A 19497-nucleotide genomic window follows, 5' to 3' on the forward strand; every position below is an offset into this window, starting at 1 on the left:
GCTCAATGGAGGGGTGTCAATCTCCGGGTAATTCATCGCCAGATCCGGCCGGTGGACCCGGGATGGGATCACTTTTCCCGGCGCGGATCCGCGTGCAGGCGGATCCGAATGCCCGAGGAGGTTTCCTCCATCGTGAAGCGCGCGGTGGAACTGCCCCCCGCCGGCATCATCGCCTCGTACAGTTCGGCGTTGCTGATCTCTATGGCACCGCCCGCCCGGTGGATCATCACCAACATCATGGCTCGGATATCGGCGTCGCTGGGCTCGCTCATCGTGACCTCCAGGCCTGATCCGCCGATCGAGCCTCATCGTCCTGGCGCACACCCCAGCCGGTGGCGCGTCTCTCGCCATCGGAGTCCGTGGGGATCTCGCCGCGGCCGGTCGGAGCAGGATCTCGCGGCAGGAGCCGCGACGTCGCGACAACATGCTGCGCGAAACGGCGGATCTCGCGCCTGTCAGCCTACCTCTCGCGGCATGCCGTCATGCGGAGTCACCAAAAGACTTCAGAAGCCGCACCTCTTCCGCCGTACCGGCTCGCCATCCACCCACCGGCTCGCGGGCGCCGGCCCGGATCGGCCGAAGAGCCGCCGCCGGCCCCTGCGGGCCACGTAACGCCGATCGATATCAAGGTTTATTTATATAAGCGAATGCTGATACATTGCCGATCCGTGGACACGCCCGCCATCCCGTACGCCGGTCTCGCCGGAGCCGCCCGGCACGGGCGGAACGCCGCACGGGACCGCCGGCGTGCGGTGCACCGAAGACGAAGGAGACGAGGAAACGATGATCGACATCATCGGTGAGATCAACGCCGTCCATCGCGAGACCGGCCGTCGGCGCATCCCCGCGGGCGAGGGCCGCACCGTCCTGGTGCGGCGGAGCTACGACGCCCCGGTGGAGGACGTCTGGGACGCCCTCACCGACCCCGACCGGATCGGCCGCTGGTTCCTCCCGGTCACCGGCGATCTCCGTCCTGGCGGGAACTACCAGCTCAAGGGCAACGCCGGGGGCGAGATCCTGCGCTGCGAGCCGCCGCGCCTGCTCAAGGTGACCTGGGTGTACGGCGAGGATCCGGCCGAGGCCGACATCGGCGAGGTCGAGGTACGACTCTCCTCGGGTCCCGGCGGCGAGACGGTGTTCGAGCTCGAACACGCCGCGGTGGTCCCCGACGAGCGGTGGGCCGAGTACGGTCCCGGCGCCACCGGGGTCGGCTGGGACCTCGCCCTCCTCGGCCTGGGCCTGTACCTGCGCAACGGTGAATCCATCGAGGATCCCGACGCGTGGGACCGGTCGCCGGAGGGGACGCGGTTCATGACCGCCAGCAGCGACGCGTGGGGGGCAGCGCTCGTGGCCTCGGGCGCGACCCCCGAGGAGGCGGCCAAGGCCGCCGGGAACACCACGAGGTTCTACGTCCCCGCCTCGGACGGCGACGCGGACGCCTGACCACGCGGCGCCGGCCGGGACGTGGCCCGGCCGGCGCGAAGCCCGCTCAGATCACGGCGACGGCCGTGATCAGGCCGATGGCGACATGGGTGGCGGCCAGCAGGCGGGTCCCGGGCTGCAGGTCGGCCTCCTTGACCAGCGCGCGCACCGAGATCCCGGCCACCAGGTCGAACAGCAGCATCGCCACGGTCTGCACGGCGATGCCCACCAGGCCGAAGACCGCGGTGGCCAGCAGGCCCTCGTGCAGCGCGCCGCCGGAGGACCAGACCGACGCGGCCACGATCAGCCCGACGGCGGCCATGCCCGAGGAGGTGAGCAGGGTGGCGTTGGGGTTGCGCTCGGCGCGGATGATGGCGCTGAGCTTGCCGGGGATGGCCAGGTCCAGCGCGTAAAAGCCGATGATCAGCAGGATCACGCCGAGCATGGCGTAGCCCAGGATCGCGAGCGCGCCACGGCCCAGGGTCTCACCGAGGGGGGCCACCGCCAGAACGGTCGTCATATCTCGTCTCTCTTCTACAGGCTTCTACAGGCTTCTACAGGTCGATTCGGTCGCGACCCGGCCCGCCGTACCGCGCGCTCCTCCGGCAGTGCCGTACCGCGTGCTCCCCCGGCGCCCCGGACGGCATGCCGGTCACCCTCCGCTCGAACCACGTCCGCCGAAGCCGCCGCGCTGGATCACGGTGCCGCCGCGGCTGGAGATGTTGACGTCCGAGGGGCGGACCGTGGAGCCCAGGGACACCCGGTCACCGACGTAAACGCCGCTGTAGTACCAGTGATAGGCCTGGTACGAGCCGTGGCTGAACGTCTCGCCCGAGTCTTCCCGGACGCAGTAGGAGTCGTCGACGATCCGGTAGGAGCCGTCCTCCGCGCGCGAGTCCGCCTCCACGCAGTCGGCGTGGGTCTCCGGCAGGTCGTCATCGCTCTCCGCGCAGCCCGTGGCCACCACCAGGGAGATCGCGCCGAGGACCGCCAGTTTGACAGCGCTGGACGCCTTCGTTCCGCCTCGCGGCTCCTTCGGGGGAGAGCCCGCCGGCTCACGCCGCTTCACCGGCACGTCGGGCATCCTCATGGGCACATCGGTCTCACGTTCTGGCGCCGTCATCGCTTTCCCGCCGTGGTGGTCGCACGGCGGCCGGTCCCCGTCCCACGGACAGCACAAGTGTCGTGATCACCACTTGTCGATCGCTAGTGATCTACTTGGATCGGCCGGGACCCGGCGGGCTCTCTCCCGTGCCCCGTCTCGCCGAGTCCGGGCGCGGAAGGTCATCCTCCGCTCGAACCACGTCCGCCGAAGCCGCCGCGCTGGATCACGGTGCCGCCGCGGCTGGAGATGTCGACGTCCGCGGGGCGGACCGTGGAGCCCAGGGACACCCGGTCGCCGGCGCGCTTGCCCCCGTAGTACCAGTGGTAGGCGTGGTACGGGCCGGAGCCCGAGGAGCCCGAGTAGCCCGAGGAGTCGTGGTAGGTGTAGGTGTCCGACGAGTCGTAGGCGCACTTGCCGTCGTCGACAACCAGGTAGGCCCCGTCAGCGTCGAGCGAGTCCGACGCCACGCAGTCGGCGGTTATCCCCCGGTCCTCGTCGTAGTCGCTCTCCGTCGCGCAGGAGGCCGCGACCACCACGGAGACCATGCCGACCGCCGCCAGCGTGATGACATGGGACGCCTTCACGTCGTCCCACCGGCTCTTCCGGAAAGATCCCGCCGGATCAGGCTTCTTCTCCGGTGCGTCGGACGGCCCCGTGGACACGTCGAGGTCATGTTCTGGCGCGGTCATCGCTTTCCTGCCGTCGTGGTCGTGTGGCAGGCCGGCCTCCAGTCCGGCCTGCCGCACGACTGTCGCAATCACCGCTTGTCTCCCACTGGGAATCCGCTAAAGGAGTCCACTGGACGGATCCATGCGGAGCCGCCGGAACGCGGCATCCCCGCGCCCGCCTGTCCTCCCCCTCAGCCCTTCCCACACCCCGCTCACCTCGCCCGTCCGCCCCCCGTCACCCGGCGGGCGAGCGGCACGGCGCCCGGCGAAGAACGCTCTGGTTGAACACGACCCTAAACGCTAGTATTTATATGCATAAATTGCGCGAAAGGGAGGTCCCATGGCGGAGAACGCAACACCGCCCCACATTCCAGACCGGCTGGATGTCCTGGTGGTCGGCGCCGGGTTCTCGGGCCTGTACTCCCTGCATCGCCTCCGCGAGATGGGGCGCAAGGTTCACGTGATCGAGGCCGCCGGCGACGTGGGAGGCGTCTGGTACTGGAACCGCTACCCCGGCGCGCGCTGCGACATCGAGAGCGTCGACTACTGCTACTCGTTCTCCGACGAGCTGGTCCAGGAGTGGAACTGGACGGAGCGCTATCCGGCGCAGCCGGAGATCCTGCGCTACATCAACCACGTCGCCGAGAAGTTCGACCTGCGGCGCGACATCACCTTCGACACCATGGTGACCGCCCTGACGTTCGACGACGAGTCCGGCACCTGGACGGCGGAGACCGACCGGGGCGACCGCGTGACCGCGAATCACGTGATCATGGCGAGCGGCCAACTGTCCGTCGCGAAGCTCCCCGAGATCCCGGGGCTCGGCGAGTTCGCCGGCGACTGGTACCACACCGGGAACTGGCCGCACGAGGGCGTGGACTTCGGCGGCAGGCGCGTGGGCGTCATCGGCACCGGCTCGTCGGGCATGCAGTCGATCCCGCAGATCGCCAGGCAGGCCGCGCACCTGACGGTCTTCCAGCGCACCCCGCACTTCGCGGTCCCGGCGCGGAACCGGCCGCTGGACCCCGCCTACGTCGCGGACCTGAAGACGCGGTTCGAGGAGTACCGGGAGTTCGCGCGCAACCACCCCGGCGGGACGCACCGGGTGTTCGGCAAGGAATCAGCCCTGGACGTCGATCCCGGCACCCTGCGCGCGACCTTCGAGAAGCACTGGAACCACGGCGGCCCGGACATCCAGGCCGCGTTCCGCGACCTGACCGTCGACCGCGAGGCCAACGAGAAGGCGGCCGACTTCGTCCGCTCGAAGATCCGCGAGATCGTGCAGGACCCGCGGGTCGCCGAGCTCCTGTCCCCCAGGGGGTACCCCTTCGGCACCAAGCGGCTGGTGTTGGAGATCGACTACTTCACCACCTTCAACCGCGACAACGTGGAGCTGGTGGACACCCTCTCCACCCCCATCGAGCGCGTCACACCCGCGGGGGTGCGGACGTCCGATCGCGAGTACGAGCTCGACGCCCTCGTCTTCGCCACCGGCTTCGACGCGATGACCGGAGCCCTCCTGAAGATCGACATCCGCGGGGTCGGCGGGGTGACGCTGCGCGAGAAGTGGGCGGCCGGTCCGCGCACCTACCTGGGGCTCTCGACGGCCGGCTTCCCCAACCTGTTCTTCATCGCCGGGCCCGGCAGCCCGTCGGTGCTCAGCAACGTCCTGGTCTCCATCGAGCAGCACGTCGAATGGGTGACCGACTACCTGGAGTACATGCGCAAGAACGGCCTCGTCCGGTCGGAGGCGATCCCCGAGAAGGAGGACGCCTGGGTCGAGCACGTCAACGAGGTGGCGAACGCGACGCTCTACCCGATCGCCAACTCGTGGTATCTCGGCGCGAACGTGCCCGGCAAGCCGCGGGTCTTCATGCCCTACGTCGGCGGCGTCGGCCGCTATCGGCAGATCTGCGACGAGGTGGCGGCCAACGGCTACGAGGGTTTCCGCACCACCTGACCGGCGTCACCACCGGAAACCCCCATCCGGTGCTAATCTATTATCACCATTCATACCAAAGGAGGTCCAGCTCGTGGAGAGCCGGGAGTCCGTGACCGCCGCCGCGCCACTGGCCGGGGTCCGTGTCATCGAGCTGGGTTCCATGTACGCCGCGCCGACGGCCGGGCGGATGCTGCGCGACTTCGGCGCCGACGTGGTCAAGGTCGAGGACCCCGTCCACGGTGACTTCGCCCGGCACTGGCAGCCGGCGCACAACGGCCTCGGCATCGGCTTCGCCCGGCTGAACTCCGGCAAGCGCTCCGTCGGCGTCGACCTGCGCCGCGCGGAGGGCCGCGAGATCGTCAGGCAGCTGACCCGCGACGCCGACGTGGTCATCGAGAACTTCCGCCCCGGCCGCCTGGAGTCCTGGGGCCTCGGTTACGAGGAACTCTCCCGGGAGAACCCCGGCCTGGTCATGACGCGGGTCAGCGGGTTCGGCCAGACCGGCCCGTACCGCGAGCGCCCCGGATTCGGCACGGTCGCGGAGACCGCGAGCGGCTACGCCTTCCTCAACGGCTGGCCCCACACCCCGCCGACGGCGCCGCCGTTCGGCTTCGCGGACTCCATCGCCGGCATCTCCGCCGCCTTCGGCACGACCATGGCGCTGTACCGGCGCGCGGTGCGCGGCACGGGCTCCGAGGTCGACGTCGCGCTCTACGAGCCGCTCATGTTCATCCTCGGCGACGCCGTGCTGAACTACACCGCCACGGGCGAGATCATGCAGCGCCACGGCAACGCCTCCGGCGCCGCCTCGCCGCGGGGGATCTACCGGGCCGCCGACGGCGGGTGGCTCTCCATCGCCGCCTCCAACCAGACGATCGCCATGCGCCTGTTCGACGCGATGGAACGCCCGGAGCTCAAGACCGACGAACGGTATGCGACGAACACCGCGCGCATGGCCAACAACGACTCCCTCCAGGAGATCGTGATCGCCTGGGTCGCCTCCCGCCCCCGCGCCGAGGTCCTGGCCGTCCTGGAGGCCCACGAGGTCGTCGCCGCCCCCGTGAACGACTCCCGCGACATCACGCAGGATGCCCATTTCGCCGAACGCACCCTGGTCGACCTGGCGAACACCGTACTGGGCAAGGCGCTGACGCCCGGTCCGATCCTGCACATGAAGGACTATCCCGGACCGGCCTACGACGGCGTTCCGGCGATCGGCGAGCACACGTACGCCGTCCTGGGCGGCGAGCTGAAGCTGAGCGAGGAAGCCCTCGCCCGCCTGACCGAGGACGGGGTCGTCTCCGGTGGCTCCGCGCCCGCGGATCGGAGCGATCGATCATCATGAGCGCGCCCGCGGGTTCCCGGAGCACGAATGCGGCGGTCGCGGCCGGCACGCGCCGGCGCGGGCGCGCCATTGCCCGTGCGGCCCGCCGGCCGGTTTCCGAGCGTCTCCAATTGAACGCGACGGGCGACCTCCCCGCAGGTCCGACTCCGCTATTCACCGCCGAACCGAGTTCGCAACGGACGTCAGCGGTTACGCGCAAGCTATGGGATCATTTTTCAACATCGGCGACGCGTGAGGCGTCGGTATGGCTTACTCGGAGGTCTTGAAAATGGCACCGGTGTCATTGCGTCCGCAGAAGACAGCCATGCTCGTCGCACAGCGAATCGTCGCGGACATCAACCGCCGCGGCAACACCGTCGGCGACCGGCTGCCTCCCGAGCGCGTAATGCTCGACGAGTACGACGTGGGCCGCGGCACGCTGCGCGAATCGCTTCGCTTCCTCGAACTGCAGGGCGTCATCTCGCTGAAGCCGGGGCCCGGCGGCGGTCCGGTCGTGCAGCAGCCGGACGCCACCAGCCTGGCGACCACACTGACCCTGCTGCTCCAGTTCGAGAACGCGCCGTTCCGCACGGTCGCGGAGGCGCGCGCCGGGCTTGAGCCGATGATGGCCCAGCTGGCGGCCGAGCGGATGAGCGACGAGCAGCTCGCCGCCCTGAAGTCCAGCGTGGACACCATGCACGCGCACCTGGGCGACCAGGAGGTGTTCCTCGACGAGAACAAGCGGTTCCACGACATCATCGCCCACGGGTCGGGCAATGCCATGTTCGGATACCTCATCGACGCCCTTCTCGGAATCCTCGACGGATCCGCCATTGGCATCGACTATCCGGAGGTGCGCCGATCCGCGGTACACAAGGCGCATCTGCAGATTTATCAGGCGCTCGAGGCCCGCGACCCCGCGGCTTCCTCGGCCGCCATGGCGAGGCACATCACCGAATACCTCCGCTACGCCGAACGCAAGTTCCCCGAAGTGCTCGCCGCGCCGATCGTCTGGAGCAATGTGTAATAAAGCGCATTTGACCGATGCGCCGATAACGAAAGCCGTGGGCGGTGTCACCGGTCCGCGATACGCCGGGAACCCCGCGATACCCGCCACGGGGTTCCCGCCGATCACCGGCTGACCTCCCGCGTCAGCGGGACCACGGGGAATCGACGCCGAGAAGGCGCGCCAGGTTCCCGCCGAGCACGAGCTTGGTCTCGTCGTCGCTCAGGCCGAGCGCCTCGATCGCGGCGATCTCCTCGGCCGGCTCGGCCATCGGCCAGTCGGAGCCGAAGACGACGCGCTCGGCGCCGTGCTTACGGATCAGCCTCCTGACCCGTTCCGGCCGGAGCCGCGCCAGCGACGGCGGCCAGGACGTCTCCAGCACGACGTCGGCGCCGCACAGCATCTCCTCGGCGTCGTCGAGGATCTTGTAGCCGCCGAAGTGGCACGCGACCAGCCGCAGGTCGGGGAAGTTCCTGGCGATGTCGGCGATCATCTTCGGGCTGGAGAGGCTGTTGGCGTGCGCGTCGCCGCCCGCGCCGACGTGGGTGATGACCGCGATGTCGCCGCCGAAGGCCTCGAGGATCGGCCGGAGCCGCCTGTCGTCCAGGGCGAAGTTCTGGAAGAGCGGATGAAGCTTGACACCTCTGATGCCGTGCCGCCGGAGGCTGGCGAGGTTCTCCTCGGCGGAGAGGTCGACATGCACGGTGCCGAAGCCGAACCGCTCCGGCGACTGGAGCCCGGCGACGAAGGCGTTGACCTTGTCGACGTGCCTGGCCTCGTTCGCGATGCCGAGGCAGCAGCTCATCGCGACGCCGGCGTGCTCCATCTGGCGGGTCAGGCCGGCGACGGTGCCGTCCCCCCGGGCCCGCAGGCCGGGCAGCCGGTTGCCGCGGAGCGCGATCTCCGCGATCCGGTCCGGCCAGACGTGGGTGTGCGCGTCAATGATCATGAGAGCCTCACAGCTTGCCGACCTCGCCACCGTCGACGACGAAAGTGGCTCCGGAGGTGAACGACGACAGCGGCGACACGAGCAGGCAGGCGAGCGGGACGAGCTCGGCCGGGTCGGCCATCCGCCCGGCGGGGATCTTCGCGACCCGCCGCCTGAGCAGCTCGGGCGATTCGAGCACCGCCTTCTGCGCCTCGGTGACGAAGGCACCGGGCGCTATCGCGTTGACCTGGATGTTCTTGGACGCCCACTCCGCCGCCAGCGCCTCGGTCATCCGGATGACGGCGCCCTTGGACGTCGAGTAGCCGACGAGGACGGGCTTGCCGCGCAGGCCGGTCGTCGAGGCGATGTTCACGATGCGCCCGCCGCCTTGCGCGATCATGTGCCGGCCCGCGGCCTGCGCCAGCAGCATCGGCGCGATGACGTTGACCGCGAGCGTGTCCTTCCACACCTGCGGGTCCTGGTCGACGAACTTCCCGGCCGGGGCGATGCCGGCGTTGTTGATCAGGCCGTCGATCCGGCCGTGGCGTTCGACGACCTTCTCGACGAGGCCCGCCACCGCCGCCTCGTCGCGCATGTCGGCCTCGACGGCCGAGATCCGGCCGTCGCCCTTGGCCTCGACCTCGCGCAGGCCGTCCCGCGAGCGGGCGGCGGCCACGACGTACGCGCCCTCCGCCGCGAGCTCGACGGCGATCGCCGCGCCGAGACCGCGGCTGGCGCCGGTGACCAGCACGACGGTGTCGCGCAGTCGGAGATCCATCACGAGGCTCCCTTCGCCAGGCGGCGCGCGAGCGAGTCGAGCAGCACCTCGGTCGCCCCCTCGTAGACGCGCAGCGGGCGGGCGTTGCGGTACAACCGTTCGATCTTCGAACCGCGGACCAACCCGAACCGGCCCATCGCCTGCATCGAGCGGTCGACCACCCGGCCCGCGGCCTCGGTCGCGCTCACCTTCGCGATGGAGGAGTAGTCGAGATGGCCGAGCGGGTCCCGCCGGGCGAGGGACGCCGCGCGGTAGGTGACGGCGCGCGCCGACTCCACCTCCACCCAGGACAGCGCGAGGTTCTGGGAGACGGCGCCGAGGCCGATCAGCGGCCTGCCGAACTGCTCCCGCGTCGTGGCGTGCCGCAGCGCGACGTCGAGCGCGGCCTGGGCCAGCCCGACGGCGGAGCCCGCCACGGTGACCCGGAAGACCGCCAGGGTCTGCAGCATGAGCGAGAACGCCTTGCCCGGTACGCCCAGGCGGTTGCCCTCGGGGACGTGGACGTCGTCGAAGTGCAGCTCGCCGAGGATGTGCGGGGCGATCAGGTCGGCGCCCGGCCGGACGGTCAGCCCCGGGGCGTCGGCGGGCACCAGGACCATCGAGTAGCCCTCGCCCTCCCGGCCGAGGACGCAGTAGAAGTCGGCGGCTCCGCCGTTCGTGATGAACGACTTGCGGCCGTTCACCCGGACGCCCCCGGGGCGGCTCTCGACCGTGGTCGTCACACCCCGCAGGTCCGAGCCGACGTCGGGCTCGGTCAGGGCCAGCCCGGCGATCGCCTCCAGCCGTGCGACCCTCGGCAGCCAGTCGCGCTTGAGCTCCTCGGCCCCGCCGACGGCCAGGGAGTAGCTGCCGACCCCCTGCATGCCGAAGAGCGAGTCCAGGTGGGCCGAGCTGTACATCAGGGCTTCCCGGACGACGGCGATGGAGAGCGGGTCCAGGATCTCGTCCTCGCCGCCGTAGGCGGCCGGTACGACGTACCGGGTCAGACCGCTGTCCCGCAGCGCCGCGGCGACGCCGGGGTGAACGCGCACGAAGGAGTCCGCCTCGTCGGCGATGTCCTCGACCTGGGCCGCGACGGCCCGGGCGAGCTCCTGGATCTTCCGGTGGTGCGGACTCAGATCGAACATCGGTCCATCTTCCACTGACGTGTCTCCTGGTTCGTTGCGATGCGCCGTGGGACGGCCCGGCTCACCGGCGCTGGTCGAATCGCCGGCCGAGCAGCTCGGAGACGATCCTGATGCGCTGCATGGTCGGGGTGCCGCCCGCGATCGCCCAGCCGTGGGCGTCGCGGTGCAGCCGTTCGATGCCGTACTCCTCCGTGTACCCGTTGCCCCCGTGCAGCTGCATGGCGAGGTCGGACACCCGCTTGGCCATCTCGTTGGCGGTGCACTTGGCCAGCGACACCTGGAGCGGATCGGGCAGGCCGGTGCCCGCCGTGGCCGCGGCGCGCTGGAGCAGCAGACGTGCGGCCTCCACCTGGAGCACCATGTCGGCCAGGATCACCTGCACGCTCTGGAACTCGATCAGCGGCTTGCCGAACTGCTCCCGCTCCTCGACGTACTTGATCGTCCGGTCGAGGGCGGCCTGTCCGATCGCCAGGCTCATGGTCGAGTTCCCGAGCCGTTCGATCGAGAACACGCCGAACAACCGGCCGAAGTCTCCGGCGGGCACGACGACGTTCTCCTTCGGCACCTGGACGTTGTCGAAGATGACGTCCGCCGACGGGATCCCGCGGAAGCCCATGAGCCGCTCCGGCGGGCCGAAGCCGACGCCGGGCATCTCCCTGTCCACGACGAGCGCGCCGATCCCCTTCGCGCCCGGCGCGTCGCTCAGGCGGGCGTAGACCAGGTACTGGTCCGCCTCGCCGCCGTTGGAGATCCAGCGCTTGGTGCCGTTCAGCAGGTAACCGCCGTCGATCGGCTTGGCCGACGTGCGCATGTCCGTGGCGGCGGATCCGGCGTCCGGCTCGGAGATCGCCACGGCCATCGTCCGGTCGCCGCCGATGATGTCGGGCAGCCAGCGCTCGCGCTGCTCCTCGGTCCCGAGATGGTTGATCACCTGCGCCGGACCGGTGTTCGCCTCGAAGATCTGGAACGCGGCGGGCCGGCACACCTTGCCGAACTCCTCGATCACGGCGAGGGCCTCGGAGAGCGGGGAGCCCGAGCCGCCGAACCGCTCCGGATGGGCGATACCGAGGAAACCGAGGTCTCCCAGGCGTTTGCGCTCCGCGAGCGGGATCGGGCGCCGGTTCACGTCGAGGTCCTCTGCCATGGGCGCGTATATCTCGGTGGCGACGCGCGCCGCCAGGGCCCGGATCTCCCCATGCTCGTCGACAGGGTGAATGGTCACGGCATTCAACCTCCTTGATTGTAATGATTATCCTAGATTTGCGGCGACCGGGCGTCAACAGCGGGACCGCGACCCGGAACCCTGGACGTTCAGATGAATATCATGATAAGCAATATCCGGGAAAGGAGGCATCTGTTGAGCACGGAAGTTGTGATCGTCGACGCGGTCCGGACCCCGATGGGACGGGGCAGGCCGAACGGTGCCCTGGCGGACATCCACCCGGTCGACCTGCTCGCCCAGACCTTCACCGGCCTCCTGGCCCGGCACGACCTGGACCCGGGCACGGTGGACGACGTCCTCGTCGGGTGCGTGTCGCAGGCCGGCGAGCAGTCCGCGACCCCCGGCCGGATGGCCTGGCTGGGCGCCGGCCTGCCGGCGCACGTCCCGGCCGCGACCATCGACCGCAAGTGCGGGTCGAGCCAGCAGGCGATCCACTTCGCCGCGCAGGCGATCATGGCCGGCTGCTACGACATCGCCATCGCGGGCGGGGTCGAGTCGATGAGCAGGGTCGCGATGGGCTCGGCCCGGATGGGCGCCGACCCGTACGGCTCGCAGGTGGCGGAGCGGTTCGCGCCCGGACTCGTGTCGCAGGGCGTGGCGGCCGAGCTCGTCGCGGCGGCGTGGAAGATCGACCGGACCGCCCTGGACGAGTACTCCGTCCGCTCCCACCGGCTGGCGGCCGCCGCGCAGCACGCCGGCCTGTTCGACCGGGAGATCATCGGTGTCCGGACCCCGGACGGCCCGGTCGACCGGGACGAGACGATCCGGCCGGACAGCAGCGTCGAGGGCCTCGCGGCCCTGCGGGCGGTCTTCCGGCGCGACGACCTCGCCGAGCGGTTCCCGCAGATCACCTGGAGCGTGACCGCGGGCAACTCGTCCCAGATCACCGACGGCGCCAGCGCCCTGCTGCTGATGAGCCGGGCCAGGTGCGAGGAGCTCGGGCTCACCCCGAGGGCGAGGGTGCGGGCGATGGCGGTGTGCGGGGACGACCCGCTGCTCATGCTGACCGCGCCGATCCCGGCGACGCGCAGGATCCTCGAACGCTCCGGGCTCGGCCTGGACGACATCGACCACATCGAGATCAACGAGGCCTTCGCCTCCGTCCCCCTCGCCTGGCTCGCCGAGTTCGACGTGGACCCGGCCAGGGTGAACCCGCGCGGCGGGGCGATCGCGCTGGGACATCCGCTGGGCGCGTCCGGCGCCCGGATCATGACCTCCATGCTGCACGCCCTGGAGGACGACGACCGCCGGTTCGGCCTGCAGCTCATGTGCGAGGCAGGCGGAATGGCCAACGCCACCATCATCGAGCGTCTGTAGGCACGCTCGCCCGTACCGGAATTGGAGACACAGTGGACGTCAACGGAGCTTCTGTCGTCGTCACCGGAGGCGCTTCCGGCCTCGGAGCCGCGACCGCGGCCCGGCTCGCCGAGCGGGGCGCCCACGTGGTCATCCTCGATCTCCCCCGGTCGCAGGGCAAGGCCGTGGCCGAGCGGATCGGCGGGCGGTTCGCGCCGGCCGACGTCACGGAGCCCGGCGAGGTCGACGCGGCGCTGGACCTGGCGGAGGCCGGGGCGCCGCTGCGCGCGCTGGTGCACTGCGCGGGTCGCGGCGGCCCCGTCCGCCTGGTCGACCGCGACGGCAACCCCGGCTCCCTGGAGCTCTACGAGCAGATCGTCCGGATCAACCTCGTCGGCACGTTCAACGTGCTGCGGCTGGCCGCCGCGCGGATGGCGAGGAACGAGGAGGTCGGCGGGGAGCGCGGAGTCTGCGTGCTGACCGCGTCGGTGGCGGCGTACGAAGGGCAGATCGGGCAGATCCCGTACGCCTCGGCCAAGGCCGGGGTCGTCGGGATGACCCTGGTCGCCGCGCGTGACCTGGCCTCGAAGAAGATCCGCGTCACCACGATAGCGCCGGGGCTGTTCGACACCCCGATCCTGGCCCGGCTCCCCGAGGAGGTCCGCGAGTCGCTGGGCCGGTCGGTGCCCCACCCCGATCGGCTGGGCGTCCCGGACGAGTACGCGTCGCTCGCGCTGCACATCATCGAGAACAAGATGCTCAACGGCGAGACCATCCGGCTCGACGGTGCCCTGCGCATGGCGCCGCGGTGACGTCCGGGCCCGAACCACCCCACGCGCGTGCCGGCCGTCGCCGGCACGCGCGGCCGAACGCGATCGGGCGCCGCGACCGGCGACCGCACGGGAGTTGACACATGACCGAGACCGGCACGGGAGCCGAGGAGCTGGTCGTGGCGGAGAGCGGGCGCGTGCTCGTGATCACCATGAACCGCCCGGAGGCGAGGAACGCGATGTCCCTGCGCATGGCGCGGGGGATCGCCGACGCGCTCACCATGCTGGACGAGCGCGCCGACCTGAGCGTCGGTGTGATCACCGGAGCGGGCGGGACGTTCTGCGCGGGAATGGACCTGAAGGGTTTCGCCCGCGGCGAGCGGCCGATCGTCGAGGGCCGCGGCTTCGCGGGGCTCGTCAGGCGCCCCCCGGACAAGCCCCTGATCGCCGCCGTCGAGGGATACGCCCTGGCGGGCGGCTTCGAGATCGTCCTCTCCTGCGACCTGGTCGTCGCCTCGCGTGCGGCGACGTTCGGCCTCCCGGAGGTCAGGCGGGGCCTGACCGCGGCCGCCGGCGGCCTGCTCCGGCTCCAGCACCGCATCCCCTACCACCTGGCGATGGAGCTGGTCCTGACCGGCCGCATGTGGCCCGCGCCGCAGGCGCACGACGCGCGTCTCGTCAGCCGGCTCACCGAGCCCGGTGCCGCCCTGGACGGCGCGCTCGAACTGGCCCGCGAGATCGCGGAGAACGCGCCGCTCGCGCTCGTCGCGTCCAAGCAGGTCATGGTCCGTTCGGCGGACTGGCCGCTCGACGAGAGGTTCGACCGCCAGGAGGAGTTCGTGAACCCGGTCCGCGAGTCCGCCGACGCCAAGGAGGGCGCGCTCGCCTTCGTGGAGAAGCGCGCCCCGAGGTGGACGGGGCGCTGAGGCGCCCGCGCGGCTCAGCCCTCGCCGCGCACGAGCCTCGCGTGCGCCAGCCAGTCGCGCGCCTTCTCCGCGTGGGCGAGGTCGATGTGCTGGCCGCGGAAGCGGACCGCCCCGTGCCCGGCCGCCACCGCCTTCTCCATCGTGGCGACCAGTTCCTCGTAGTAGGCCACCTCCGCGTCCGCCGGGGTGAAGACCTCGTTGACGACGGGCACGTGCGAGGGGTGGATGACGATCTGGCCGCGGAAGCCGAGCTGCAGGCCGTAGTCGGCGAACCGCCGCAGGCCGTCGAGGTCGGCCAGGTCCTCCCAGAGCCCCGTCAGCGGGTGCAGGCCGTACCGGCGGCAGGCCAGCAGGATGCGGCTTCTCAGGTACAGCGACTCGCTGCCCTCCGGCGACCACCGGAAGCCGACCGCGCGGGCGATGTCGGCGTGCTCGGAGGTGGGTCCGATCATCGCGCCCACGCGGGGGGAGGCGGACGCGATCTCGGAGCAGTTCGCGATCGCGTCCACCGTCTCGACCGGAATGATCATTTCGAGCCCGGCGGCGTCGTTGCGCGCCTCGAACCAGTCGACGAGGGTGTCCCAGCGCAGGACGTCGGCGGCGTCCCTGATCTTCGGGGTGAAGAGCCCGGTCAGCTCGGGGCAGACCACGACCTCCAGGTCGGCGCCGGCGAGCCTGGTCGCGAGGGCGTTCGGCCGGACGAACAGCCCGAGTCGCGGGTGCTCCGCGCGCAGTTCCGCGAGGGTCTCCCGCACGGTCTGGCGGCTCGGCGCCTTGAGGTCGTGCGGGACCGAGTCCTCCAGGTCGAGGACGATCGCGTCGGCTCCGGCGGCCGCCGCCTTGCGCGCCCAGCCGGGCTTGTGGCCGGGCACGAACAGTACGGATCGGTACGGGTGCATCGCGGTTCACCCCGTGGCGAGCGCGCGGTCGTGCGTGTCCGGCGTGACGCCGGCGGCGCGCAGCGTGTTCCGCTGCACCCGCTGCGACGGGGTCTTGGGCAGCTCGTCGACGAAGCGGAGATACCTGGGCACCGCGAAGTTCGGGATCCGGCTGTCGCACCACTCCCAGACGGCCTCGGGCGTGACCTCGTCCCTGGTGATCAGGTACGCCATCACCTCGTCCTCCCCCGCCTCCGTGTCGGCGGGCACGGCGATCACGCAGCACTCGACGACCGCCGGGTGGGCCAGGATCGCGGTCTCGACCTCGTAGGAGCTGATGTTCTCGCCGCGCCGCCGCAGCGCGTCCTTGATCCGGTCGACGAAGTAGAACCAGCCGTTCTCGTCGCGCTTGAGCGCGTCGCCGGTGTGGAACCACAGGTTCCGCCACGCCTCGACCGTGCGCTCGGGCATGTTGTAGTAGCCGTTGCTGCAGATGAACGGGACCTTGGGCCGCACGACGAGCTCACCGGCCACGCCGACGGGCACCTCCTCGTCGGTCTCGGGGTCGACGAGCCTGACGTCGAACCACTCGTCCGCCTGGAGGCCGCACGCGCCCGCGGGGCGCTCCTCACCGTACGGGGTCATGATCGGTGACGTGGTCTCGGTCAGCCCGAACACCTCCACGAAGGCCTCGATGCCGAACCGCTCCTTCATCGGTTCGAGGATCGTGGACGCGGTCGGCGCCGCGAAGACGCAGCGCAGCGTGTTCTCCGCGTCGTCCGGGTGGGGCTCCTGCTTCCAGACGAAGTCCATCATCACGCCGATGAAGTTGGTGACGGTCACCCGGCTCTCGCGGATCTGGTCGATCCACCTGCTGGCGCTGAACCTGCGGCGCAGGACGAACCTGGCCCCGGCCACCAGGGTCGGGTAGGCGGCCATGAACTGGGCGTTGCCGTGGAACAGGGGCGTCACCGCCATCCAGGCGTCCTCGGGGGTCAGCCTGGTCAGGGAGACGCACAGGTCGGCGAAGAAGTACATCTGCGCGTGCGGCATGGCCACGCCCTTGGAGGGCCCGGTGGTGCCCGAGGTGAAGAGCACCGAGGCGAGGTCGCGCGGGGTGACCGCGGGCAGTTCCGCCGCGCCGCCCTCCTCCAGTTCCTCCCAGGGGGCGGCGTCCCAGCCGCCCGCGCGCAGGATCTCGATCGCCTCCGCCTGGCGGCCGGTGTCGATCACCCAGAACTTCTCGATGTCCTTGGCCGTCTCGGACACCGCGACGAATCGTTCGGCGAAGACGTCGTCGACGACGGCGAGCCGCGCCTGGACCGTGCGCACCTGGTGGGCGAGGAAGTCGTGCTCGTAGGCGGTGTTGATCGGCACCTCCGCCAGGCCGGCGACCCCGCACCCCAGCCACGTGCGGACGAACTGCGAGGAGTTGGCGGCCACGATGACGACCCGGTCCCCCGGGCTCGCGCCCGCCGCGAGGAGGGCGCGGCCGACCGCCTCGGCGGCGGCCAGCGCCTCGGCGAAGGTCCAGGTGCGCCCCTCCTCCGGGACGTCGAGCCAGACGGCGTCCGGCCGTCGCGCCGCGTGGTGGCGCAGCACCGTCGGGAGCGACCAGTCCCGGCGGTCGGGGAAGGTGGGATGCAGGTCGCGGTAGTACCGGAACGTCACGAAGGCTCCCTTTCATCGGTGGCGGCGCCGGCTCGGCGGCCTCCGCGGAAGTCGGGTTTGCGTTTCTCCAGGAAGGCCTGCGCGCCCTCGCGCATGTCCTCGCTGCCGATCGCCTGGATGAGCATGCCCAGGCCGGCGTTCATGTTGTCCTTCGCCGCGTTCCACCACAGGTTCGAGCTCACCTTGGTGATCTCCAGGTAGCGCGGGCTCAGCCGGTGGATCTCGGCGAGCCAGCGGCCGACCGCCGCCTCCAGCTCGTCGTCGGCCACGACCTCGTTGACGAGCCCGATGGCGAGGGCCTCGTCGGCGGTGTACCGGCGGCACAGCATCGCGATCTCCTTGGCGCGCTTCTCCCCGACCTGCACCGCCATCAGGTTGGTCGCGCCCAGCACGGGCGCCGATCCGACCCTGGGGCCGGTCTGCCCGAAGGTCGAGCGTCTCGTGGCGACGGCGAAGTCGCAGGCGACGACGAGCTCGTTGCCCCCGCCGGCGGCGGGCCCGTCGACGGCCGCGATGACGGGGCGCGGGCAGGCGCGGATCGCGTCGACCAGGCGCAGGGAGGTGGTGAACAGCTCGCGCAGCCGCGCGGGATCGGGATCGCCGAGCTGGCCCAGTGCGCCTCCGGCGCAGAACGAGCCGCCGCTTCCCGTGATCACCACCGCGTCCGCCTCGGCGGCCCCGTGCAGGGCGGTGATCATGGCATTGGCCATCTCCACGTCGTACGCGTTGCGACGCTCCGGCCGGTTCAGCCGGATCCAGACCGACGCGTCCCGGTGCTCGACCTCGACAGCGGACACCTCGCTCCTTTCACGGCAGACGGCCATAGTCGATGCTTTTTGTAATCATGAATCTGTTGCCGCGTCCAGCCGGCCGACGGGCATGGCCTCGCCGCCCTCGGGCCGCGCGAAGGCGACGCGCACCGGCAGGCCGGCCTTCAGCTCCGCCCCGGCCGCGTCGACGAGCCGCAGCGTCAGCCACGGCCCCTCCACGAGCTCGACGATCCCCACCACGGTGTCGGCGGCCGGCCGGTCGTCCTTGGCGCGGCCGGGGATGACGGTCCAGCTGACCAGCCGGCCCTCCCCCGCGGCCTCCCGCCATTCGAGGTCGTCGGCCTGCGTGACCGAGCACAGCAGCGCGGCCGGCTCGGACCACTCGCCGCGGCTCGGCGAGTAGCGCAGCAGCAGGACTCCCCGCGCGGCGGCGTCGAAGAACGGCGCGGAACGGTCGTCGCGTACGACGGGGGTCAGGGTCATCTCGGCTCCCATGCTCAGCGGGTCTTCGGGTGCGGGCTCAGGATGAGCGTCGAGTGGAAGTCGAGCACTCCGCCGTTGCCGCTGACCATCACGAGGTCGTGCTTGGCGACCTGGCGCTCACCGGCCTGGCCGCGCGCCTGGATCACCGCCTCGGACAGCGGCGTCATCCCCCACATGTAGTAGGACGACAGCTCGCCCCCGCCGGTGTTGGTGGGGTGGCTCCCGCCCGGGGCCAGCGCCCCGCTGGCGGCGAACTCACCGCCCTCGCCCTTGGCGCAGAACCCGTAGTCCTCCAGCGTGATCAGCGTGGTGTAGGTGAAGCAGTCGTAGATCTCACGGATGTCGATCTCGTCCAGGCCGACCCCGGCCATCTTGAGCGCGTCCGGGCCGGAGCGGGCGGCGCCGCTCACGAGCCCGAAGTCGCTCCCCCGGTGGTTGGCGTAGCCGGGGTGCGCCTGACCCCAGCCCCAGACGTGCACCGGGGGCTGGGCCAGGCCGGCGGCGCGCTCCGCGCCGGTCACAATGACGGCGATCGCCCCGTTGCTCACGAGGCAGCAGTCGAGCAGCCGCAGCGGGTCGGCGATGAGCCGGGAGTTCTGGTGGTCCTCCAGCGTGATCGGGTCGCGCATCTGCGCCAGCGGGTTCATCGCGGCCCACTGCCGCGCCGCCACCGCGATCGCCCCGAGCTGTTCGCTCGTCGTGCCGTACTTCTCCATGTGCCGTCTCGCGGCGACGGCGTAGCGCGCGGGCGCCGACTTCAGCCCGGCCGCGGCCGGGAGCGCGTCGAGCCCGCGCAGGGCGCGGCCGGCGCCGGAGTAGGCCGAACCTGCGCCGGCGCCCTGCTTCAGCGGCGCGTCGGCGTAGACGCACGCCACCACGTCCGCCATGCCCGCGCCGATCGCCAGCGCCGCGTACTGCACCATCTGGCCGGCCGACGAGCCGAACCCCTGCAGCGTCGAGAGCAGCCGCAGGTCGCGCATCTGCAGGGTCGACTGGAGCCTGAGGTCGATGTCGTTGCCGACGCCCGGGTTCACGAGCAGCCCGTCGATGTCGCCCAGCGCGAGCCCGGCGTCGGCCGCGGCGCGTGACACCGCCTCCAGGGCGAACTCCGCCGGGGTCCTCCCGTACACCTTGCCGAGCTCGGTCATTCCCAGACCGGCGATGGCCGCCGCGCGTTCCAT

Annotated in this window: 20 protein-coding genes; 7 read left to right on the plus strand and 13 right to left on the minus strand. The window is 71.0% G+C overall.

Going from position 1 to position 19497, the window contains the following annotated elements; all coding sequences use genetic code 11:
* Window positions 1-68: 68 nt before the first annotated feature.
* Complete coding sequence (locus tag ABD841_RS05285; RefSeq protein ID WP_344968413.1) at window positions 69-272, minus strand: hypothetical protein; 204 nt, start codon at window positions 270-272, stop codon at window positions 69-71.
* A 511-nt stretch (window positions 273-783) separates the two neighbouring features.
* Here ABD841_RS05285 and ABD841_RS05290 point away from each other — a divergent pair.
* Window positions 784-1443 carry an SRPBCC family protein gene (locus tag ABD841_RS05290; RefSeq protein WP_344968415.1) on the plus strand — a complete coding sequence of 220 codons (660 nt, stop codon included), beginning with the start codon at window positions 784-786 and terminating at the stop codon, window positions 1441-1443.
* A gap of 46 nt (window positions 1444-1489) precedes the next feature.
* Here ABD841_RS05290 and ABD841_RS05295 read toward each other — a convergent pair whose 3' ends face one another.
* The 3 genes from ABD841_RS05295 to ABD841_RS05305 all read right to left on the minus strand — a co-directional run bounded on the left by ABD841_RS05295 (window position 1490) and on the right by ABD841_RS05305 (window position 3288).
* Window positions 1490-1942: a DUF350 domain-containing protein gene (locus tag ABD841_RS05295; protein ID WP_344968416.1), complete on the minus strand. Its 453-nt coding sequence runs from the start codon at window positions 1940-1942 to the stop codon at window positions 1490-1492.
* 132 nt (window positions 1943-2074) lie between these two features.
* Window positions 2075-2512: a hypothetical protein gene (locus ABD841_RS05300; protein ID WP_344968418.1), complete on the minus strand. Its 438-nt coding sequence runs from the start codon at window positions 2510-2512 to the stop codon at window positions 2075-2077.
* 194 nt (window positions 2513-2706) lie between these two features.
* Window positions 2707-3288: a hypothetical protein gene (locus tag ABD841_RS05305; RefSeq protein WP_344968420.1), complete on the minus strand. Its 582-nt coding sequence runs from the start codon at window positions 3286-3288 to the stop codon at window positions 2707-2709.
* Window positions 3289-3535: 247 nt separating this feature from the next.
* Between ABD841_RS05305 and ABD841_RS05310 the strand changes: the two genes are divergently transcribed.
* The 3 genes from ABD841_RS05310 (at window position 3536) to ABD841_RS05320 (ending at window position 7488) form a co-directional block, all read left to right on the plus strand.
* Window positions 3536-5155, plus strand: coding sequence for a flavin-containing monooxygenase (locus ABD841_RS05310; RefSeq protein ID WP_344968422.1), 1620 nt, complete (start codon window positions 3536-3538; stop codon window positions 5153-5155).
* Window positions 5156-5228: 73 nt separating this feature from the next.
* Window positions 5229-6482, plus strand: coding sequence for a CaiB/BaiF CoA transferase family protein (locus ABD841_RS05315; protein ID WP_344968424.1), 1254 nt, complete (start codon window positions 5229-5231; stop codon window positions 6480-6482).
* A gap of 304 nt (window positions 6483-6786) precedes the next feature.
* Window positions 6787-7488 (plus strand): FadR/GntR family transcriptional regulator, encoded by a 702-nt coding sequence (locus ABD841_RS05320; RefSeq protein WP_344968426.1) that lies wholly within the window; start codon window positions 6787-6789, stop codon window positions 7486-7488.
* A 124-nt stretch (window positions 7489-7612) separates the two neighbouring features.
* Here the strand turns inward: ABD841_RS05320 and ABD841_RS05325 are convergent, their stop codons facing one another.
* The 4 genes from ABD841_RS05325 to ABD841_RS05340 all read right to left on the minus strand — a co-directional run bounded on the left by ABD841_RS05325 (window position 7613) and on the right by ABD841_RS05340 (window position 11522).
* Complete coding sequence (locus ABD841_RS05325; protein WP_344968428.1) at window positions 7613-8416, minus strand: amidohydrolase family protein; 804 nt, start codon at window positions 8414-8416, stop codon at window positions 7613-7615.
* Between the two features lie 7 nt (window positions 8417-8423).
* Complete coding sequence (locus tag ABD841_RS05330) at window positions 8424-9173, minus strand: SDR family NAD(P)-dependent oxidoreductase (protein ID WP_344968429.1); 750 nt, start codon at window positions 9171-9173, stop codon at window positions 8424-8426.
* On the minus strand, window positions 9173-10300 hold the full coding sequence (locus tag ABD841_RS05335; protein WP_344968431.1) for an acyl-CoA dehydrogenase family protein: 1128 nt from the start codon (window positions 10298-10300) through the stop codon (window positions 9173-9175). Before ABD841_RS05335 ends, ABD841_RS05330 begins: the two co-directional genes overlap by 1 nt.
* A gap of 61 nt (window positions 10301-10361) precedes the next feature.
* Window positions 10362-11522, minus strand: a complete 1161-nt coding sequence (locus tag ABD841_RS05340) for an acyl-CoA dehydrogenase family protein (RefSeq protein WP_344968433.1) — start codon at window positions 11520-11522, stop codon at window positions 10362-10364.
* A gap of 135 nt (window positions 11523-11657) precedes the next feature.
* Between ABD841_RS05340 and ABD841_RS05345 the strand changes: the two genes are divergently transcribed.
* The 3 genes from ABD841_RS05345 (at window position 11658) to ABD841_RS05355 (ending at window position 14514) form a co-directional block, all read left to right on the plus strand.
* Entirely contained in the window at window positions 11658-12839 is a 1182-nt protein-coding gene (locus ABD841_RS05345) for a thiolase family protein (RefSeq protein WP_344968435.1), read from the plus strand.
* A 32-nt stretch (window positions 12840-12871) separates the two neighbouring features.
* Window positions 12872-13630: an SDR family NAD(P)-dependent oxidoreductase gene (locus ABD841_RS05350; protein WP_344968436.1), complete on the plus strand. Its 759-nt coding sequence runs from the start codon at window positions 12872-12874 to the stop codon at window positions 13628-13630.
* Between the two features lie 101 nt (window positions 13631-13731).
* Complete coding sequence (locus ABD841_RS05355; protein ID WP_344968438.1) at window positions 13732-14514, plus strand: crotonase/enoyl-CoA hydratase family protein; 783 nt, start codon at window positions 13732-13734, stop codon at window positions 14512-14514.
* Window positions 14515-14528: 14 nt separating this feature from the next.
* Here ABD841_RS05355 and ABD841_RS05360 read toward each other — a convergent pair whose 3' ends face one another.
* From ABD841_RS05360 to ABD841_RS05380, 5 genes are read right to left on the minus strand one after another with little or no spacing between them, the layout of a single operon-like run.
* A complete protein-coding gene (locus tag ABD841_RS05360; protein WP_344968440.1) occupies window positions 14529-15413 on the minus strand; it encodes an HpcH/HpaI aldolase/citrate lyase family protein in 885 nt (294 codons plus the stop codon).
* 6 nt (window positions 15414-15419) lie between these two features.
* Complete coding sequence (locus tag ABD841_RS05365) at window positions 15420-17063, minus strand: AMP-binding protein (protein WP_344968442.1); 1644 nt, start codon at window positions 17061-17063, stop codon at window positions 15420-15422.
* Complete coding sequence (locus ABD841_RS05370; RefSeq protein ID WP_344968444.1) at window positions 17060-17860, minus strand: enoyl-CoA hydratase/isomerase family protein; 801 nt, start codon at window positions 17858-17860, stop codon at window positions 17060-17062. Before ABD841_RS05370 ends, ABD841_RS05365 begins: the two co-directional genes overlap by 4 nt.
* 45 nt (window positions 17861-17905) lie before the next feature.
* The gene (locus ABD841_RS05375) at window positions 17906-18316 is read right to left on the minus strand and encodes a Zn-ribbon domain-containing OB-fold protein (RefSeq protein WP_344968447.1); all 411 of its coding nucleotides are present in this window, start codon (window positions 18314-18316) and stop codon (window positions 17906-17908) included.
* Window positions 18317-18330: 14 nt separating this feature from the next.
* The gene (locus ABD841_RS05380) at window positions 18331-19497 is read right to left on the minus strand and encodes a thiolase family protein (RefSeq protein WP_344968538.1); all 1167 of its coding nucleotides are present in this window, start codon (window positions 19495-19497) and stop codon (window positions 18331-18333) included.

The sequence above is a fragment of the Streptosporangium fragile genome (assembly GCF_039534445.1).
Classification (GTDB): domain Bacteria; phylum Actinomycetota; class Actinomycetes; order Streptosporangiales; family Streptosporangiaceae; genus Streptosporangium; species Streptosporangium fragile.